Below are 18,194 nucleotides of genomic sequence, written 5' to 3'. Positions count from 1 at the left end.
CGCCCGGTCCGATCAGGCCAGGCTAACCGCTGCAACGTCACACGATGCTGGGATGATTCCCTGCTGTGGGCGTTCACTCAGCGGCGGAACGGGTGCTGGCCGGGCTGGATCCGGAGCAGCGCTCCGCGGTGACCGCTCCGGCCGGTCCGGTCTGCATCCTGGCCGGCGCCGGCACCGGCAAGACCCGGGCGGTGACCTCGCGGATCGCGTACCGGGCGCTGACCGGGGACATCGCCGGCCGGCATGTGCTGGCGGTCACGTTCACCGCCCGCGCCGCCGCCGAGATGCGCAGCCGTCTCACAGTGCTCGGGGTGCAGGGTGTGCAGGCGCGCACGTTCCACGCCGCGGCGCTGCGGCAGGTCCGCTACTTCGCGCCCCGGCTGCTGGCCGGCCGGGCCATGCCGGAGCTGCTGGACAGCAAGGTGCGGGTGGTCACGCTCGCCGCCGCCAAGGTCGGCCTGCGCGCCGACCGGGCCGCCGCGCGGGACCTGTCCGCCGAGATCGAGTGGGCCAAGTCGTCGCTGGTCGAGCCCGGGGAGTACGTCGTCGCAGCGGCCAAGGCGCTGCGCGAGACGCCGTACGAGCCGGCCCGGGTGGCCGACGTGTTCGACGCGTACGAGCGGCTCAAGCGCGGCAACGGGGTGATCGACTTCGAGGACATGCTGCGCGCCGCGGTCTGGGGCATCGAGGAGCACCCGGACGTGGCCGAACAGGTGCGCAACCAGTACCGGCACTTCGTGGTCGACGAGTACCAGGACGTCAACCCGCTCCAGCAGCGGCTGCTGGAGGCGTGGCTGGGCGGCCGGGACGACCTCACAGTGGTCGGCGACGCCAGCCAGACGATCTACTCGTTCACCGGCGCCACCTCGTCGTACCTGGTCGACTTCCCCCGCCTGCACCGGGGCGCGACAGTGGTCCGGCTGGTCCGCGACTACCGTTCCACACCGCAGGTGGTCGGGCTCGCCAACGCGGTGATCTCGCAGGCCCGGGGCACCGAGGCGCGGCTGCGGCTGGAACTGCACGGCCAGCGCCGGCCCGGCCCGGAACCGGAACTGCGGATCTTCACCGACGAGCCGGCCGAGGCGAACGCGGTCGCCGCCCGCTGCCGGGCGCTCGTGGCGGGCGGCACCCCGGCGCGGGAGATCGCGGTGCTGTTCCGCACCAACGCGCAGTCCGAGGCGTACGAGAAGGCGCTCTCCGAGGCCGGGGTGCCGTACGTGCTCCAGGGTGCGGAGCGGTTCTTCGAGCGGCCCGAGGTGCGCCAGGCGATGATCGCGTTGCGCGCCGCCACCCGGTCGGCCGACGCGGGAACCCCGCTGCCGGCCGCCGTGGTCGAGGCGCTCACCGCCGTCGGCTGGGCGCCCGACGCGCCCCCGCCCGGCGGCGCCGCACGGGAGCGGTGGGAGGCGCTCGCCGCGCTGGTCCAGCTCGCCGAGGAGTACGCGGCGCAGGCCGAGGAGGAACCGGGCCTGACCGGGTTCACCGAGGAACTCGCCCGGCGGGCCGCCCAGCAGCACGTGCCCACAGTCGAGGGGGTGACGCTCGCGTCGCTGCACTCGGCGAAAGGGCTGGAGTGGGACGCGGTGTTCCTGGTCGGGCTGGCCGAGGGAACGCTGCCCACCACGTACGCGAAGACCATGGAGCAGGTCGAGGAGGAACGGCGGCTGCTCTACGTCGGGATCACCCGGGCCCGGGAGTGGCTCTGGCTGTCGTACGCCACCGCGCGCTCGCCGGGTGGGCGGGCCCGGCGGCCCTCGCGGTTCCTGCCGCAGCTCGACCGGTCCGGCGGCGGGGAGCGGGCCGGCGGCGGCGGGCCGGCGCGGCGGGCCGAGCGGCGGCGGCCGCAGGTGGTCTCGTGCCGGATCTGCGGTGCCACGCTGCTCGCCGGCGCGGACCGCAAACTGGGCCGCTGCCCGACCTGCCCGTCGGACATCGACGAGGAGTTGTACGAGCGGCTGCGCGAGTGGCGGCAGCGGGTGGCGGGCGCGCAGAAGGTGCCGGCGTACGTGGTCTTCACCGACGCCACGCTCACCGCGCTGGCCGAGCGGAAGCCCGGCCGCACCGAGGAACTGGTGGCGATCGCCGGGATCGGGCCCCGAAAAGTCGGGCTTTACGGGGATACGGTGCTCGCCCTGGTGGCGGGCGCCACGGTGGACGAGGTCTGCCCACAGAAAACTTCTGAAAACTAGCCGTAAATCGTTTGCCCTCCCCCGAGGGCTAGGAATAGCCTCATGACACACCTCGCGAGCGGCGCCGTTCTGGCTGCTCAAAGGGGATGAGTCCACGGTCGGCACGAGGAGAGTAGGGAGGTGGCACCAATGAAGATCTTCACCTATGAGCGTCTTGCGGCGATGCCGTCTGCCGTCGCTCCGCTGTCGGCTGTCCGGGTGGCCCTCGCCGCTCGACCGTCGGCTCCGCAGGTGCACCAGGTCCCGGTTCAGGCCGAGCTGAACCTGACCGTTGCGCCGATCGCCGGAGTCGAGGGGACCAGTGGCTTCGCGGGCAAGGGCATCGATGGCGCCAAGAAGCGCACGGATGTCCGCGGTGTTCCACCTCGAGGTAGACCGGTCTGATCCATCAGACCACCGGCTCACCTCGAGGCCGCGGAACCCGCATACCGGGATCCGCGGCCTCAGTTTTTTGTCCCGCCGAAGTACGTCGGAATGCGATCCACGAGATCGAAGTGAGAGAGAGGTGACCGGAGGATGAGTCTGGCGTTGGCCCCCCTCGACGTGAGCGTCGACGTGGAGGCGAACCTGCCCTGCCGGAAGTTCGACCCCGACCTGTGGTTCTCCGACTCGCCCGCCGAGCTCGAGCTGGCCAAGTCGCTCTGCGGGGACTGCCCGCTGCGCGTCGAGTGCCTGGCCGGGGCGGTGGAGCGAGCCGAGCCCTGGGGCGTCTGGGGCGGCGAGATCTTCGAGCGTGGCGCGGTCGTCCCGCGCAAGCGGCCCCGTGGCCGTCCGCGCAAGGAGGACCTCGCCCGTGACGCGCAGCTCCGGGTCGAGGCGGAGGCGCGACTGGCGGCCAGCGGGCTGTCCGAGTCGCGTAGCTCCGTCCGGCTGGCAGCCTGACAAACCTACGTTCCGAAACCGACCGATGCCGGTGTCCCTCCACCGGCCGACCTGAGAGAGAAACCCTGATGCTGAACCTGCCGAACGGATTCGAGATGCAACTACTCCACGAAGCGTTGTCCAGGGCCCGAATGCGCCGGCCTCAGGCCGGTCGCACCACCACGAGCACTGAGGCAACCCGTTCCGCCCGTACCGTCGCCATGCGGGGTCGCAGCCAGTCGGCCCGCGACCTGGGCGTTCTGTAGAACGATCGCGTGAGGAAGGGGCGGTGACCGACAGGTCACCGCCCCTTCGCCGTGCCCGCTCGCCGGCCCGCGCGCTCGCCGGCTTGCGCTCAGACCACCGGCGCGAAGCCTGGTAGCCAGCGTTCCAGGATCGACCGGTAGGACGCCTTCGCCTCCAACTGGCAGAGCACCCCGATCGAACCCAGCGTGACCCGGTGGATCATCAGGTACGACGGGGGCAGGTTGAGCTGCCGGCTGAGCTGGTAGGCGGGGGAGCGAGGGCTGGCCAGCCGGGTCGCCTCGCCGCGCAGCCAGGCCCGGGTGAAGCGGAACTCCTCCGCGGCGATCGGCTCCAGCATCGGACGCAGGAAGTCGAGCACCGCCGGGGCGTCGATCGACTCGGTGCGGCTGACGAAGCCCTCGGCGCGCAGCCCTTCCACCACCGCGTCGGCGTCCCCGCGCAGCGCCAGTGCTGCGATCCGGCCGATCGGCTCGGGCGTGCCCTGCGGCATCCGGGCCACCGCTCCGAAGTCGATCACGCCGAGCCGGCCGTCCGGGAGCAGCCGGAAGTTGCCCGGGTGCGGGTCGGCGTGCAGCAGCCCGGCCCGCTCCGGCGCGGACAGGTGCAGCTCGGCCATCAGTCGGCCGGCCTCGTTCCGCTGCTCCTCGGTGCCCTCCCGGATGATCTGGGACAGCGGAATGCCTTCCACCCACTCGGTGATCAGCACCCGCGGCGCGGCGTCGAGCACCTCCGGGATGAAGATGTCCGGGTCGTCGGCGTACGCGGCGGCGAACGCCCGCTGCGACTCCGCCTCCAGCTCGTAGTCCAGCTCCTCGGTGATGCGCTCGCGCAGCTCGGCCAGGAGCGGCTTCACGTCCAGCCCCGGCTGGATGGCCCGGAACATGCCGCCGAGCCGGGAGAGCTGCTTGAGGTCGGCGAGCAGGGCGTCACCCGCCCCCGGGTACTGGATCTTCACGGCCACGTCCCGGTGCTGGGGGCCGCCGTTCGGCCCGTACCCCGGGTCGCGCCAGACCGCGCGGTGCACCTGGCCGATGCTCGCCGCGGCGGCCGGGGTGTCGTCGAACTCGACGAACCGGTCGCGCCAGTCCGGGCCGAGCTGCTCGGCGAGCACCTTGTGCACTGTCGCCGCAGGCAGCGGCGGCGCAGCCTCCTGGAGCTTGGTCAGCGCCTGCCGGTAGGGCGCGGCGACCTCCTCGGGCAGCGCCGCCTCGAACACCGACAGGGCCTGGCCGAACTTCATCGCCCCGCCCTTGAGCTGCCCGAGCACGCTGAACAACTGCTCGGCGGTGCGCTGCTGGATCTCGGCGGAGATGACGTCGGACGCGAGGCCGGTCACCCGCTTGCCCATGCCGAGGACGGTTCGACCGGCGAACCCGAGCGGCAGGGCGGCGAGTTTGGCGGTGCGGGACACGGCCCGGCGCGGGATGTCGGTCACCCGGCCATTGTTACCGACGCGGGGCCTCCGCTGCTGCCGTGCGGCGGGTAGTGGCCGGGGCCGACCGGATCGGGCGACGCCGGCAGCAACCGCAGGAGGGGTGTGGGGGCCACCGTCGGTAGCGGACGCGACCCGGACCCCGGACCTCCACCGCGCCGCCGAGCGTCTCCGGCTGGGCGCCGTCGAGCTGGGCCAGCACCTCGGCCGTGGCGAAGGCCGCCGCGGCGAGCCCGGTGGCGGCGGCGCAGGCGCGCGCGCCCCGGTCGGCGGCGAGCTGGGCGGCGAGCGCGGGCCAGTCCGGATCCCGGTCGCCGCGGTGCAGGTCGAGGCAGCGCAGGCAGGGGCCGGCGGGCGGGCGGACCAGCGGACCGACCACCGGTACGCCGCCGCGCAGGTCGAGCAGCAGATGGGGCTGACGCCGGCGGGCGTACCCGGTGGCCAGCAGCTCGGCCGGACGGTCGACGCCGAGCTGCACCACCAGGTCCGGCCGGGCCGCCCGGGACGGGCCGGTGACAGTTCCGGGCGCGCATCGTTCCAGCGCCGCGCGTACCGCCGGGGCCAGCGGACGGCCCAGCTCCGCGGCGGTCAGGCCGGTCCCGACCAGGTCACCCGCGCCGACCGGGCCGGCCAGATCGGGTACGACGTGCCCGACCCCGGCCTGGGCCAGCGCGACGGCGACCGCCGCGCCGAGGCGTCCCGTACCGGTGACCAGCACCCGGGCGGCACGGCGGCGGCGCAGCAGCCGGGCCGGTGTGCCGGGCAGGTCGGGCGACGCGAGCGCCAGTGCGGCAGCCTCGGTGGCCAGCCGGGCCCGGGCCGCTCCGGCCAGCTCGCGGGGGAGCAGTGCCTGTGCCGGCACCACCAGCCCGGCGTCCCGGAGCGTGTCGAGCAGGGCGCGTGCCTCGTCGGGCGGGACTCGCGCGGCGCCCGCCCCGGCCAGCACGGCGCGTTCGCTGCGGGTGCCGTCGAGCAGGTCGAGCAGGCGGGCCGTTCCCGGCGAGGACATCTCCAGCAGCACCGCGCGGCCGGGCGGCTCGCCCAGCTGGAGCGTGTGCCGGTCGCGCCAGAGCCGGGTCAGGCCGGGCAGCAGGACGGGACGGACGAGCGGTGTCGGATCGGTCACGCCACTGATCGTGACCGTCTCCACGCGCTCCGTCGCTCGTTGTCCACAGGTGCGGCGAGCCGTGGCCAGCGTTGTCCACAGGATCTCGCCGGTTTTCCACAACCAGCCGGTAACTGTGTCGGCTACACGACGGAGGAGGACGGCCGTCGGCCGTCCTCCTCCGTTTCTGCCGTACGGGTCAGACCTTGGCCTTGCCCAGGATGCGGTTCACTGTTGTGCCGCACACCGGGCACTTGCCCTTGGCCATGTTCATGCCGGTCTTCGAGACCTCCACGTGCCCCTCGAAGTCCCGCTTCTCCTTGCACTTCACGCAGTAACCGTTGTAGGTCTGGGCCTGGTCGGCCACGGTAGCCTCCTCGTCTCGTCCGCCGGAGGTGTCCCGGCGGGTCTCCCTGCGGCGGCCCACGCGTGGCACCGGCGCCGGGGGTTCTCCGCGGTCAGTCACCTGACCGTGGTTGGCGGACCCTACCCAGGTCTGGGCGGTTCCATGTCAGCTGTACGCCGACTCTGTGAGCAAGTCGACGTCGAGAGTGTGCATGCCGAGTAACGTCGGATAAGTCAGTTTCGCGCGGACACGCCGGATGAATGCACCCAGATCCGCTTCGCGCGGCCCTCTGACAGTCACCCGTCGTAGATCACTTAACGTGAACAGAGCCGGTCAGGTGATGGTCAGCTACCGTCGCAAAGAATTTTTTCCGGACTCCTGACAATCAACCGCCACTTTCCGGGCGCGTGTCGTCGTGTTGACTCTTGCGGAGTCCTGGTCAGTACGCATTAGCTTTCCATCGTGACAGTCAACCGAGGCTGCGCGGACCGGTAATGGCCGTGACGCGGAAGCCCGTCGTCGAGGTGCGGCGCAGCCAGCGTCGGCGGCGCACGGTGTCCGCGTACCGGGACGGTGAGCGCGTCGTCGTGCTGATCCCCGACCAGTTCTCCCGGGCCGAGGAGAGCGAGTGGGTCGACCGGATGCTCGCCCGGCTCGCCGCCCGCGAGGGCCGGCTGGCCCGCTCGGATGCCGAACTGCTCGCCCGCGCCACCCGACTGATCGACCTCTACCTGCCCGAACACGGGTCGGCTGCCGCGCCGGCCAGCGTCCGCTGGGTGACCAACCAGAACGGCCGCTGGGGCTCCTGTACGCCCGCCGACCGCACCATCCGGATCTCGCACCGGGTCCAGGACATGCCCGACTGGGTGATCGACTACGTGCTGCTGCACGAGCTGGCGCACCTCATCGTGCCCAGCCACAACGCCGACTTCTGGGCGCTGGTCGCCCGCTACCCGAGGTCGGAGCGCGCCCGCGGCTACCTGGAGGGCGTGGCCGCCACCGCCGCCATCCCCTGACCACCGCCCATCGCGGTCGATCATGAAGTTGGCCTGGCGTTTCGTCCGCTTCGTCACCGCCAACCTCATGATCGTGAACGGACGCGGGTGGGGCGGGGGTTAAGGTCGGCGAATGTCGCGACGTGTGGTGGTGGCGCTGCTCGGCCCGGTGACCTGGACGCCGCCCGGAATCGATCCGGCGCGATGGCGTACCGCACTCGCCGAGGACGTGGTGGACCTGCTCGCCACGCTGAACGAGGTGGAGACCGCGGTGGCGGTCACCAGCCGGGACCGATGGCTGGCCGACGCCGTGGTCTGGCCCGGCACCCAGGTGTACGAGGTGCCCGAGCCCACGCCGAACGCGGTGTTCACGGCGCTGGCCGGTGACCGGGCGGCCCGCGACGGCGGGGCGGCCGGCTACGACCAGGTGGCGGTGGTGGCGGCGGACGCGCCGGACGTGCCCGGTCTGACGCTCGGCAAGCTGCTCCGGCCGCTCACCACCCGGCCGGTGGCGGTGGCCCCGGTCGAGGGGAGCGGAACCGGGCTGCTGGGAGTGGCGGCGCGACTGCCCGTACCGGCGTGGCTGCCGGCGCTGGACCTGGACACCACCGCGCCGGCCGAGGTGCGACGGGCGGCACCGAGCCCGGGCGACGTGGCGGTCACCGTCGGCTGGCACCGGATGCGCGGCCCGGCTGACCTGGCCGCACTCGATCCGGCCGTCGAGGGCTGGGAGGCGACGCGCGCCCTGCTGTCCGGCCGCCCCGTCTAGACCTTCCGCCACCCCGCCGCCTCCGCGCCCGCCCTGCCCGCCCGCTCTGTCCGCACCGCGCTGCCCGCATGGCCGCCCTGCCGCCGATTCACCGATCTTGGAGTTGAGGCACCTCACAGAAGCCGCACTCGGGACATCCTGGGCGCCACAACTCCAAGATCGACGGTGAGATGGGCGGGGCGCGGCGAGGGCGGGGCGGGGGCAGGGCGGGGTGGGGCGGGAGCGGGAACGCGGACGGGGCCCGCACGGTGAACCGTGCGGGCCCCGTCCGCGTACGCGTCAGTGCTTGTCGTCGTCCTCGCCGGGGGACTTCTCCTCCGGGGCGCCGGGGGCGGAGAAGTCGAAGTTCGCCAGCTCGTCGTCGAGGTCGGTGCTCGTCGTGGCGAACGCCTCCGGGGCGGCGAAGTCGTCGTCGGAGGGCAGCAGGTCCGGGTGGCCCCAGACCGCGTCCCGGCCGGCGATGCCGCGGTGCTCGGTCAGCGCCGCCCACAGCACCGTCGCCTCACGCAGGCGGCGGGGCCGCAGTTCGAGGCCGACCAGCGCGGCGAACGTCTGCTCGGCCGGGCCACCCGCGGCGCGGCGGCGGCGGAACGCCTCGCCGAGGCGTACGACGTTGGGGAGGCGGTCACCGGCGGCGCTGTCGACGACGTGGCAGACCCAGCCCTCGACCAGGGCGAGCACGGTCTCCAGCCGGGCCAGCGACGCCTTCTGCGCGGGCGTGTCCTCGGGCGTGAAGATGCCCTCCAGGGCGATCGCCTGCATCGACTCCGGGTCGGTCGGGTCGACCCGGCCCATCGCCTCCTCGATCGCCTCCCGGTTGACCCGGATGCCCGCGGCGTAGTTCTCCACAGCCGTCAGCACGTGCCCGCGCAGCCACGGCACGTGCTGGAACAACCGCTGGTGGGCGGCCTCGCGCAGGGCCACGTAGAGGCGTACCTCGTCCTCGGGCAGCTCCAGGCCCTCGCCGTACACCTTGATGTTGGCGGGGACGAGCGCGGCGGTGCCGGCGGGGCCGAGCGGCAGGCCGATGTCACCGGCGGAGAGCACCTCGGCGGCGAGCGAGCCGAGCGCCTGGCCGAGCTGGCCGCCGAAGAGGGCGCCGCCGAGCGTGGCGACCATCGACTGCATCGGGCCGAGCTGGGCGCGGGCCTCCGGCGGCACCAGGTCGCCCATCGCGCCGACCATCCGGCTGGCCACCGGGTCGCAGAGCTTGCGCCACACGTCGAGCGTCTTGAAGATCCACTCGTTGCGGTTCCAGGCGACCGAGGTGCGGATGCCGGAGGGCCACGAGGTCGCCGGCTCCAGCCAGAGGTCGGCGATGCGCAGCGCCTCCTCGACCGCGTTGCGTTCGAACGGCGACACCGCCGGGTCGCCGGCGGCGGCGAGCTGGCTGGCGGCTACCTGCCGGGCGAGGTCCCAGTTGACCGGCCCGCTGCCCGGCGCCGAGAGCAGGTGCTGCAACTGCGACATGAACTGCTGCATCGCCGCGGGATCGTTGGGGTCCGGTGGTTGACCACCCGGGAGCGCGAAGCCGAACGGAATATCAGGCACGACCTCTACGGTACGCGGGGCCCGCCGCAGGTCGTGCCACTCGGCGTTGCGCTGAGGGCGAAGTCCGCCGGTCACCGCGCCGGATGGCACGGTGCGGATCGGTACGCTCTGGCCCATGAGACGTCGCGGCGTGACCGTCCTCCTCGGTGCCCTGCTCACCGCCCTGCTCAGCGTCGGCGTGCTGAGCGTGCCGCTGCCGTACGTGGTGCTCGGCCCCGGTCCGACGGTGAACACGCTGGGCAGTGAGGACGGCAAGGAGGTCATCCAGGTGACCGGCCGCGCGACGTCCACCTCCGCCGGTCAGCTCCGGCTCACCACTGTCGGTGTGCAGCCGACCGTGCGGCTGCGATCGGCGCTGGCCGGATGGTTCTCCTCGGACGAGGCGGTGGTGCCGCGGGAGCTGGTCTATCCGCCGGGGGAGTCGCAGGAAGAGGTCGAGAAGCGCAACGCGGAGGACTTCCAGAACTCGCAGACCAGCGCCGAGACGGCGGCGCTGCGCGAGCTGGGCTACCCGATCAAGGTGCTGGTCAAGGCGGTCACGCCGGGCGGCCCGTCGGTCGACGTGCTGCGCCCCGACGACGTGGTCACGTCGGTCGACGGGGTGCCGGTGACGAGCGCGGCCAAGCTCACCGAGCTGATCCGGGCGAAGCCCGCGGGCACCGCGCTGACGATCGGCTACACCCGGGGTGACACCCCGGGTACGGCGACGGTGACCAGTCGCGAGCAGGACGGCCGGCCGCGCATCGGTGTGGAGATCGACCAGCAGCAGCCGCACCCGTTCACCCTGAAGATCGACCTGGGTGACATCGGCGGGCCGAGCGCCGGGCTGATGTTCTCGCTCGGCATCATCGACAAGCTGGAGCCGGCCGACCTCACCGGCGGGAAGATCATCGCCGGTACCGGCACCATCGACGACGAAGGTCGCGTCGGTCCGATCGGCGGCATCGCGCAGAAGCTGGTCGGCGCCAAGGACGCGGGCGCGAAGGCGTTCCTGGTGCCCGCCGACAACTGCGCCGAGGCGGTCCGCAACCCGCAGCCGGGACTGCCGCTGCTGAGGGTCGCCACGCTGGGTGAGGCATTGAAGGCACTCGAGACGCTGCGCGCCGGGGGACAGCCGACGCGCTGCTGAGGCGGGCCGGGCGGCGGCCGGCGGGCGGATCGTGACGTGACCTTGACCCGACGTGCTCAGGAACACCCCGTACTCTTGGTGCCTGGTCGGAGCCGATCACATCGAGCGTGCGGAGCCAACAGTGGTCATGCGTAGCAGTCCCTTACCGAGGATGAGCCGGCGCGGACGCGTCACCATCGGTGTCCTGATCGGGGTGTTCATCTTGTTCACCCTCCTCGGGTGGGGCGTCAACGCCTGGACCGACTGGCTCTGGTTCGACGAGGTCCGCTACACCCAGGTCTTCACCGGCGTGCTCGCCACCCGCCTGCTGCTGTTCCTCGTGGTCGGCGTCGGCATGGCGCTGCTCGTCGGCGGCAACCTCTGGCTGGCCCACCGGCTGCGGCCCAAGATGCGTCCGCACTCGGCCGAGCAGGCCACGCTGGAGCGCTACCGGATGCTGCTGAGCCCGCGGCTCGGCACCTGGATCGCGCTCGCCGCCGCCGTCGTCGGGCTGTTCGCCGGCCTCTCCGCGCAGAGCCGCTGGGGTCAGTGGCTGCTGTTCCGCAACGGCGGCGACTTCGGCGTGAAGGACCCGGAGTTCGGCGTCGACGTCGGCTTCTACGTCTTCCAGCTCCCGTTCTGGCGCTACCTGCTCGGCGTCGGCTTCACAGTCGTGGTGCTGTCGCTGCTCGGCGCGCTGGCGGTGCACTACATCTTCGGCGGCGTGCGCCTTCAGGGCGTCGGCGACCGGATGACGAACGCCGCCCGCGCCCACCTCAGCACGCTGGTAGCCGTGTTCGTGCTGCTCAAGGCCGTCGCCTACGTGCTCGACCGGCGGGCCATGCTGCTGGAGTACAACGAGGGCGCCAAGCTCTACGGCGCCGGCTACGCCGACGTTAACGCGCTGCTCCCGGCGAAGGAGATCCTCGCCTGGATCTCCGTCCTGGTGGCGCTGGCGATCATCGTGTTCTCCAACGCCGTCATGCGGAACCTGGTCTGGCCGGGCATCTCGCTGGCCCTGCTGGGCGTCTCCGCGGTGGCGATCGGCGGCATCTACCCGTGGGCCGTGCAGACGTTCGAGGTCAAGCCGAGCGCCCGGGACAAGGAGGCGCCGTACATCGAACGCAGCATCAAGGCCACCCGCACCGCGTTCAGCCTCGACGGCACGAAGACCACACCGTACGCGGCCAGCAACCTCGTTCCACCCGCCAGCCTGGCCACCGACACGTCAGTGGTGTCGAACATCCGGCTGCTCGACCCGCAGCTGGTCTCCGAGACGTACACGCAGCTCCAGCAGGTCCGCGGCTTCTACGACTTCGGCTCGAAGCTGGACATCGACAGGTACTCGGTCAAGGACAAGACCTCCGACTACGTGGTCGGCGTCCGTGAGATCAACTACGGCGAGCTGACCGACCAGCAGAGCAACTGGATCAACCGCCACACCGTCTACACCCACGGGTACGGCCTGGTGGCCGCCCCGGCGAACCAGGTGGTCTGCGGCGGCCAGCCGTACTTCGTCTCCGGCTTCCTCGGCGACAAGGCACAGGAGGCGTGCTCCGCGCCGGCCGAGGAGATCCCGGCCCAGCAGCCGCGGATCTACTACGGCGAGCGGATGGAGCCGGACGACTACGCGATCGTCGGGCAGACCGGCGAGCGCAACGTCGAGTTCGACCGGCCCACCTCCACCGGCGGCGAGCAGTACTACACCTACACCGGTGAGGGCGGCGTCAAGATCGGCTCGTTCCCGCGCCGGCTGCTCTACGCGATCAAGGAGCAGGAGTCGAACTTCCTGCTCTCCGAGGCGGTCAACGAGAACTCGAAGCTGCTGTACGTGCGTAACCCGCGCGACCGGGTGGAGAAGGTCGCGCCGTTCCTCACGCTCGACGGCGACCCGTACCCGGCGGTGGTCAACGGGCGCGTCCTGTGGATCATCGACGGCTACACCACGGCCGCGACCTACCCGTACGCCGAGCGGGTCAACCTCCAGGCCGAGACCGCCGACGAGCTGACCGGCCGGGGCACGTTCCAGCTCGCCCGGGAGAACGTCAACTACATCCGCAACTCGGTGAAGGCGACTGTCGACGCGTACGACGGCACGGTCAAGCTCTACTCGTACGACGACACCGACCCGGTGCTCAAGGCGTGGAACAAGGCGTTCGGCGGCGACCTGGTGCTGCCCAAGGGCGACATCCCGGCCGAGCTGGCCGAGCACTTCCGCTACCCGGCCGACCTGTTCAAGGTGCAGCGCAACCTGCTGACCAAGTTCCACGTCACCGACCCCGGCGACTTCTACTCCGGCCAGGACTTCTGGCAGGTGCCGAACGTGCCGGACGCGCCGGACAGCGGGCAGAAGCAGCCGCCGTACTACCTGTTCACCCAGTTCCCCGGGCAGGACGGTCCACGCTTCCAGCTGACCTCGGCGGTCACCCCGAACGGGCGGCAGAACCTCGCCGCGCTGGTCTCCGGGTCGTACGTCGACGGGCAGCCGAAGCTGGAGGTGCTGGAGCTGCCGGACCAGACCCGGATCTCCGGGCCGACGCAGGTGCACCAGCAGATGACCAACAACGGCGACATCCGGCAGCAGCTCAACCTGCTCTCGTCCAACCAGGCGCAGGTGCAGTACGGCAACCTGCTCTCGCTGCCGTTCGCCGACGGCATGCTCTACGTCGAGCCGGTGTACGTGAAGAGCAGCAGCCAGGACGCGTACCCGCTGTTGCAGAAGGTGCTGCTCTCCTACGGTGACGGCGGCTCGTACGTGGTGCTCGCCAACAACCTCAGCGACGGCATCAAACAGCTCGTCGAGCAGGGCAAGCGGGCGCCGAACAACAACCCGCCGCCCAGCACCGACGACAACCCCACGCCGCCGCCCACCGGGGGCGACAACAACAACACGCCGCCGCCGATGAGCGGGGAGCTGGCCCAGGCGGCCGCCCGGGTGCAGACCGCGATCGCCGAGGTCAAGGCCGCGCAGACGTCCGGCGACTTCGAGCGGTACGGGCGTGCGCTGAAGGCGCTGGACGAGGCGATGAGCGCGTTCCAGCAGGCCCAGGCCGCGGCGAACGGCTCGGGCAACCCGGCGCCGTCGGGCAGCGTCTCGCCACCGGCGCCGACGTCGCCCGCGCCGACACCGGGCGGCTGACGCCGAGCTGACACCACGAGCCCGTGGTCCGGGACCGCAACGGTCACCCGGGCCACGGGCTCGTGTCGTGAAGCGGACTCCCCGGCCGCAACCCCGCACCCCGCCGCGCCGTCAACAGTGCAGGTGAACGTGTGGGGGCGGGAGGGCACATGCGGGACGCGGACAGCTTCGACGACTTCTACCGCAGCACGTCCGGGCGGGCCGTACGGTACGGCTACGCGGTGGCGGGCGACCCGGCCGAGGCCCAGGATCTCGTGCAGGAGGCGTACGCCCGGGCCTGGCGGCAGTGGGCGAAGCTCGCCGGCCATCCCGCGCCGGAGGCGTGGCTGCGGCTGGTGATCAGCCGGCTGGCGACCGACCGGTTCCGGCGGCTGCGCGGGTGGCGCCTCGCGGCCAGCCGCACCGGCCCGCCACCCGATGTCGGACCGCCCGGCGAGGACACCGTGCTGCTGGTCGCGGCGCTGCGGCAGCTCCCGCCCCGGCACCGGCAGGCGCTCGCCCTGCACTACCTGTTCGACCTCCCGGTGGAGGAGATCGCCCGGGAGGCCGGCGTGCCCACCGGCACGGTGAAGTCCTGGCTGTCCCGGGGACGGGCCCGGCTGGCCGAGCTGTTGCCCGGCGTCGCCGCCGAGGAGCTGGAGGTCAACGATGTCGCGTGAACTGCACCGCTACTACCGGTCCCTCGCCGCCGACACCGACGAGCGGGTGCTGCCGGCACCGGACCGGCTGCGCCGCAGCGCCGACCGCTGGGCCCGGCGCCGCGCCGCGATCACCGTCCTGGCCGCCGCCGGGCTGGTCGCCGGCACGGTGGCCGGAAGCCGGCTGGTGCTCGCCGCCGGGCCGGGGCCCGTCCCGGTTCCACCCCCCGCGGGTACGCCCACCCCGCGGCCGTCGGCCGCCGCGCCCTCGGTCGCGCCGTCGCCCACCACGCCGCCGCCGGCCGTCGGCCGTACCTCCGGCTCGCGCAGTCCGATCGTGACCACCACGCCTCCGGCCGCGGCGACCCCGACCACGATCCCGGACCGGGCGTTCTTCGTGCTGCCCGCCGCGAACGACGCCGGCACCGGCAACTACTTCGGCCCGGGACCGGTTCTGCCGGTGCTGTGCGGCGCGACGCCCGGCGACGAGCGGGTGGTCGCGCAGCGGGCCCGGTCGCTGCCGTACCGGCGGGCCGGCGCACCGGCCGACGAGGTGCCGTCCGGCAACTACCGGCACAGCATCACGATCTACCGGTCCGGCGGCGCCGGCGCGGCGCTGGCCGAGCTGCGCGGGGCGGTACGGGCGTGCCCCGAGCAGCCCGCCCGGGGCACGCCGCCGGTGACGGTGCGGCAGCGTCTGCTGCCCGACAGCGGGTACGGCGACGAGTCGGTGCTGTTCGAGACGCGGACGCCGTACCGGGACGCCAACGGCGATCCGAGCGGCGGCGACGAGGTGCACCTGGTACGCGCGGTGCGCTCCGGCGACGTGGTGACGGTGCTGTGGGAACAGGGCTGGGAGAGCACCTCGACCCAGCGCGCCCAGTTCGACGCGGACAGCCGCCGGGCGGTCGAGGCGATCCGGCGGTGGCTGGACTGAGTACCCGTTTTGCGCCTGCCCGGGTCGGTGCGCTACGGTTGTCGAGCCGACGCGGGGTGGAGCAGCTCGGTAGCTCGCTGGGCTCATAACCCAGAGGTCGCAGGTTCAAATCCTGTCCCCGCTACTCGTGACGAAGGGCCCCGGAGTTCTCTCCGGGGCCCTTCGCCGTTCCTGCCCGAGGCGTCCCGGGAACGGTCGGCAGCGGATCCGGGTACCCGGCTGATCTCCAGGATCGGGGTGCGATAAGCTTTGTGAGCCGACGCGGGGTGGAGCAGCTCGGTAGCTCGCTGGGCTCATAACCCAGAGGTCGCAGGTTCAAATCCTGTCCCCGCTACCAAGGTTCAGGCCCGGAATCCACGGATTCCGGGCCTGAACTCATTCCGGGGCCGTCTCGGTGAGGGCGAGCAGTTCCGCGCGGGCCAGCCGGAGCTGCTCGTCAGTGACATAGGCGGTGCCGATGCCGATGGCGAGTCCCTCCGCGGCGTACCGGACGGCCCAGACGCGGCCCGGTGGCAGGCCGTCGGCCTCGAAGGCGCGGTTCCAGCGCGCCGGGTCCTCGGGATCCACCGCGAGCACGTGCTCCATGCTGTCGATCCCGAGTTGCGCGAGCAGGCCGGTGGCGCTGTTCAGTTCCGCCAGGTACGCGCTGTCCCCGGTGAGGGCGCGCACGTAGCCGCGGGTGAAGGCGCCGGGCCGGTCGTCGCCGGGGTCGACGTGGGCGTTCACCTCCTCCCAGAATCGGGTGATCACCTGCTCGACCAGTGCGGCGAACAGGTCCTCACGGGAGGGGAAGTGGTGCATCAGGCCGCTCTTGGTGACACCCGCCTCCCGGGCGATGGCGGCCAGGCTGACGTTGGCGCCGTGCCGGGTGACCACCCGTTCGGCGGCGTCCAGCACGGCCCGCCGGGTGCGTGCGCGATCGCGGATCGGACGACGGTCAGTGGGCGGCACGAGCACCTCCAGCAGACACGGGCTCGGAGGGGATGACCTTCCAGGCCACCACCGAGGCGCCGACCAGGATCACGGCGGCGACGAAGGTGGCGGACTGCATCGCCTGGGCGAAGGCGTCCTGCGCAGCGGCCACGACGCCGGGCGCCGGTGACCCGTACACGGCCGCGGCCAGGGAGTCCTCCGCCAGCGCCCGATCGGCGGCGGTGGTCCCGGCGGGGAGCGTCAGCGACGAACGGTAGAGCAGCCCGTGCAACGAGCCGAGGACGGCGATGCCGAGCGCGCCGCCCAGCTCGTACGCCGTCTCGGCCACCGCCGACGCGGCGCCCGCGCGCCGCTCCGGGACGGCGCCGACGACGGCGTCCGTCGAGAGCGTCATGGCGACACCGATGCCGAGCCCGATGACGGCGAGGCCGATGCCCAGGCCCCAGTAGCTCCGGAGGTCGACGCTCGTCCCCATGACGGCGAGCCCGACGGCGGCGACAAGCAGTCCCAGCCCGATCGCGCGGCCCGCCCCCAGCCGCGACAGCAGGACGCCGATCAGTGCCACGACGAGCACCGCGGCGAGTGTCCCGGGCAGCTCGGCGGCGCCGGCCTTCAGAGGGCCGAAGCCGCGAACCAGCTGGAGGTACTGGGAGAAGAAGAACAGCAGCCCCAGGAACCCGAAGATGGCCAGCACGTTGGCTGCAAGCGCGCCCGAGAACGCCGGCACCTTGAACAGCGAGACGTCGAGCAGCGGCACCGCCAGCCGGTTCTGCCGCCGCACGAACCACCATCCGGCCAGCAGCCCGACAGCGGTGGCCGCCACGGTGAGGGCGTCGACGCCGTCACTGAACAGACGCTTGAGGGCGAAGACCAGCGGGACGATCGTGACGATGGACAGCGCCGAGGAACCCACGTCGATCCGCGCCGGCGCCTCGCCCTTCGACTCCGGCAGCAGCAGCCGTCCCGCCACCAGCGCCAGCACCATGACCGGCACGTTGATCAGGAAGACCGATCCCCACCAGAAGCGCTCCAGCAGCGCGCCGCCCACCAGCGGGCCGAGCGCGGCCCCGGCGGTCGCCCCGGCCGACCAGAGCGCGATGGCCCGGGCGCGCTGAGCGCGATCGGCGAACATCGACCGGACGATGGAGAGCGTCGACGGCATCAATGTGGCGCCGGCCAGGCCGAGAAGCGCACGGGCCGCGATCAGCACCTCCGGGGTGGAGGCGAAGGCCGCCAGCACGGACGCCGAGCCGAACCCCACAGTGCCGATCATCAGCAGGCGCTTGCGGCCGATCCGGTCGGCCAGGTTGCCCATCGTGATCAGGAGCCCGGCGAGCACGAAGGCGTAGATGTCCCCGATCCACAGGATCTGCGTGGCGGTGGGCCCGATGTCCTCGGTCAGTGACGGGACCGCGAGGTAGAGGACCGTCCCGTCGACGGCCAGGAGAAGGACCACGAGGACGAGTACCACGAGGGCTGCCCATTCCCGCTTCCCGGCGAGGGCCGGGGCGGGGACCGAGGGCGAGGAGGAGGTCACCAGGAAACCGTAACAGTCCAAATGGACGGCTAATCGTGAGTAAAGCCACCCGGCCTGCGGCGACGACGCGACGTGTCCGGAGACATCCGCCCTGTCCGCCGTGCCCCGGTTGCAGGCCTCGGCGAGGATGGGGACATGTCTGCATGGAACAAGTGGTGGGGCCGCCTGGGCGCGGTCCTCGGTACGGTCGTGCTCTCGGTCTTCGTACCGGTCGCGGCCTGGGCGTCGTCCGGCACCGGCGAGATCGTGGTGGAGGCGGCGCGCCGGCGGTCCCGTGGCGGGTTCGGCATCCTCGGCCTGCTCTGCTGCCTCGTGGTGGTCGGCGGCATCGTGCTGCTGGTGGTGCTGCTCACCCGCGGCCGCCGCAACCGCCCCCCGCGCTGACAC

At 72.4% G+C, this 18,194-nt stretch carries 16 protein-coding genes and 2 tRNA genes; 12 read left to right on the top strand and 6 right to left on the bottom strand.

The genetic code is table 11. The features are described from left to right. Positions 1 to 65 precede the first annotated feature (65 nt). The 3 genes from FB455_RS09995 (at position 66) to FB455_RS09985 (ending at position 3,071) form a co-directional block, all read left to right on the top strand. On the top strand, positions 66 to 2,189 hold the full coding sequence (locus tag FB455_RS09995) for an ATP-dependent DNA helicase UvrD2 (protein ID WP_091330842.1): 2,124 nt from the start codon (positions 66 to 68) through the stop codon (positions 2,187 to 2,189). A gap of 129 nt (positions 2,190 to 2,318) precedes the next feature. After that, positions 2,319 to 2,573 (top strand): hypothetical protein, encoded by a 255-nt coding sequence (locus FB455_RS09990; RefSeq protein WP_013288405.1) that lies wholly within the window; start codon positions 2,319 to 2,321, stop codon positions 2,571 to 2,573. A gap of 132 nt (positions 2,574 to 2,705) precedes the next feature. Further along, entirely contained in the window at positions 2,706 to 3,071 is a 366-nt protein-coding gene (locus FB455_RS09985; protein ID WP_013288404.1) for a WhiB family transcriptional regulator, read from the top strand. Positions 3,072 to 3,405: 334 nt separating this feature from the next. Here FB455_RS09985 and FB455_RS09980 read toward each other — a convergent pair whose 3' ends face one another. From FB455_RS09980 to FB455_RS09970, 3 genes are all read right to left on the bottom strand, one after another. Beyond that, positions 3,406 to 4,752 (bottom strand): ABC1 kinase family protein, encoded by a 1,347-nt coding sequence (locus FB455_RS09980; protein WP_013288403.1) that lies wholly within the window; start codon positions 4,750 to 4,752, stop codon positions 3,406 to 3,408. 10 nt (positions 4,753 to 4,762) lie between these two features. After that, positions 4,763 to 5,875 (bottom strand): hypothetical protein, encoded by a 1,113-nt coding sequence (locus tag FB455_RS09975; protein WP_145753033.1) that lies wholly within the window; start codon positions 5,873 to 5,875, stop codon positions 4,763 to 4,765. A gap of 178 nt (positions 5,876 to 6,053) precedes the next feature. Continuing rightward, positions 6,054 to 6,221: a DUF5679 domain-containing protein gene (locus FB455_RS09970; RefSeq protein WP_007464795.1), complete on the bottom strand. Its 168-nt coding sequence runs from the start codon at positions 6,219 to 6,221 to the stop codon at positions 6,054 to 6,056. 473 nt (positions 6,222 to 6,694) lie between these two features. On the opposite strand from FB455_RS09970, the gene FB455_RS09965 reads away from it, so the two are divergent. Together FB455_RS09965 and FB455_RS09960 are read left to right on the top strand one after the other, a co-directional pair. Next, positions 6,695 to 7,216, top strand: a complete 522-nt coding sequence (locus FB455_RS09965) for a M48 metallopeptidase family protein (protein ID WP_013288401.1) — start codon at positions 6,695 to 6,697, stop codon at positions 7,214 to 7,216. A gap of 112 nt (positions 7,217 to 7,328) precedes the next feature. After that, entirely contained in the window at positions 7,329 to 7,964 is a 636-nt protein-coding gene (locus FB455_RS09960) for a hypothetical protein (protein WP_145753031.1), read from the top strand. A 279-nt stretch (positions 7,965 to 8,243) separates the two neighbouring features. Here FB455_RS09960 and FB455_RS09955 read toward each other — a convergent pair whose 3' ends face one another. Next, entirely contained in the window at positions 8,244 to 9,515 is a 1,272-nt protein-coding gene (locus tag FB455_RS09955) for a zinc-dependent metalloprotease (protein ID WP_082171395.1), read from the bottom strand. A gap of 115 nt (positions 9,516 to 9,630) precedes the next feature. Between FB455_RS09955 and FB455_RS09950 the strand changes: the two genes are divergently transcribed. The 6 genes from FB455_RS09950 to FB455_RS09925 all read left to right on the top strand — a co-directional run bounded on the left by FB455_RS09950 (position 9,631) and on the right by FB455_RS09925 (position 15,674). Further along, entirely contained in the window at positions 9,631 to 10,644 is a 1,014-nt protein-coding gene (locus tag FB455_RS09950) for a YlbL family protein (RefSeq protein WP_030273878.1), read from the top strand. A gap of 127 nt (positions 10,645 to 10,771) precedes the next feature. Then, complete coding sequence (locus FB455_RS09945; RefSeq protein WP_240322227.1) at positions 10,772 to 13,762, top strand: UPF0182 family membrane protein; 2,991 nt, start codon at positions 10,772 to 10,774, stop codon at positions 13,760 to 13,762. Positions 13,763 to 13,911: 149 nt separating this feature from the next. Further along, positions 13,912 to 14,421: an RNA polymerase sigma factor gene (locus FB455_RS09940; RefSeq protein ID WP_013288396.1), complete on the top strand. Its 510-nt coding sequence runs from the start codon at positions 13,912 to 13,914 to the stop codon at positions 14,419 to 14,421. Continuing rightward, on the top strand, positions 14,411 to 15,337 hold the full coding sequence (locus FB455_RS09935; RefSeq protein WP_013475253.1) for a hypothetical protein: 927 nt from the start codon (positions 14,411 to 14,413) through the stop codon (positions 15,335 to 15,337). Before FB455_RS09940 ends, FB455_RS09935 begins: the two co-directional genes overlap by 11 nt. Before the next feature lie 50 nt (positions 15,338 to 15,387). Then, positions 15,388 to 15,461, top strand: a tRNA-Met gene (locus FB455_RS09930). A 136-nt stretch (positions 15,462 to 15,597) separates the two neighbouring features. Further along, positions 15,598 to 15,674: transfer RNA gene (locus FB455_RS09925), tRNA-Met, on the top strand. 38 nt (positions 15,675 to 15,712) lie between these two features. Here the strand turns inward: FB455_RS09925 and FB455_RS09920 are convergent. Both FB455_RS09920 and FB455_RS09915 read right to left on the bottom strand, forming a co-directional pair. Beyond that, positions 15,713 to 16,288, bottom strand: coding sequence for a TetR/AcrR family transcriptional regulator (locus FB455_RS09920; RefSeq protein ID WP_145753029.1), 576 nt, complete (start codon positions 16,286 to 16,288; stop codon positions 15,713 to 15,715). Then, on the bottom strand, positions 16,275 to 17,807 hold the full coding sequence (locus FB455_RS09915; protein ID WP_145753027.1) for an MFS transporter: 1,533 nt from the start codon (positions 17,805 to 17,807) through the stop codon (positions 16,275 to 16,277). Before FB455_RS09915 ends, FB455_RS09920 begins: the two co-directional genes overlap by 14 nt. Before the next feature lie 135 nt (positions 17,808 to 17,942). On the opposite strand from FB455_RS09915, the gene FB455_RS09910 reads away from it, so the two are divergent. Then, entirely contained in the window at positions 17,943 to 18,191 is a 249-nt protein-coding gene (locus FB455_RS09910) for a hypothetical protein (protein WP_013288392.1), read from the top strand. Positions 18,192 to 18,194: the final 3 nt, after the last annotated feature.

The organism is Micromonospora sp. CNZ296 (assembly GCF_007827635.1).
The sequence above is the reverse complement of the archived record's forward strand: the minus strand, read 5'-3'. Positions and strand labels throughout refer to the sequence as shown.

Bases quoted from the DNA above. Each gene is read 5' to 3' on its own strand.
- FB455_RS09990 (WP_013288405.1), top strand. From the start codon at position 2,319: ATGAAGATCTTCACCTATGAGCGTCTTGCGGCGATGCCGTCTGCCGTC.
- FB455_RS09985 (WP_013288404.1), top strand. From the start codon at position 2,706: ATGAGTCTGGCGTTGGCCCCCCTCGACGTGAGCGTCGACGTGGAGGCG.
- FB455_RS09965 (WP_013288401.1), top strand. From the start codon at position 6,695: ATGGCCGTGACGCGGAAGCCCGTCGTCGAGGTGCGGCGCAGCCAGCGT.
- FB455_RS09960 (WP_145753031.1), top strand. From the start codon at position 7,329: ATGTCGCGACGTGTGGTGGTGGCGCTGCTCGGCCCGGTGACCTGGACG.
- FB455_RS09950 (WP_030273878.1), top strand. From the start codon at position 9,631: ATGAGACGTCGCGGCGTGACCGTCCTCCTCGGTGCCCTGCTCACCGCC.
- FB455_RS09945 (WP_240322227.1), top strand. From the start codon at position 10,772: ATGCGTAGCAGTCCCTTACCGAGGATGAGCCGGCGCGGACGCGTCACC.
- FB455_RS09940 (WP_013288396.1), top strand. From the start codon at position 13,912: ATGCGGGACGCGGACAGCTTCGACGACTTCTACCGCAGCACGTCCGGG.
- FB455_RS09935 (WP_013475253.1), top strand. From the start codon at position 14,411: ATGTCGCGTGAACTGCACCGCTACTACCGGTCCCTCGCCGCCGACACC.
- FB455_RS09910 (WP_013288392.1), top strand. From the start codon at position 17,943: ATGTCTGCATGGAACAAGTGGTGGGGCCGCCTGGGCGCGGTCCTCGGT.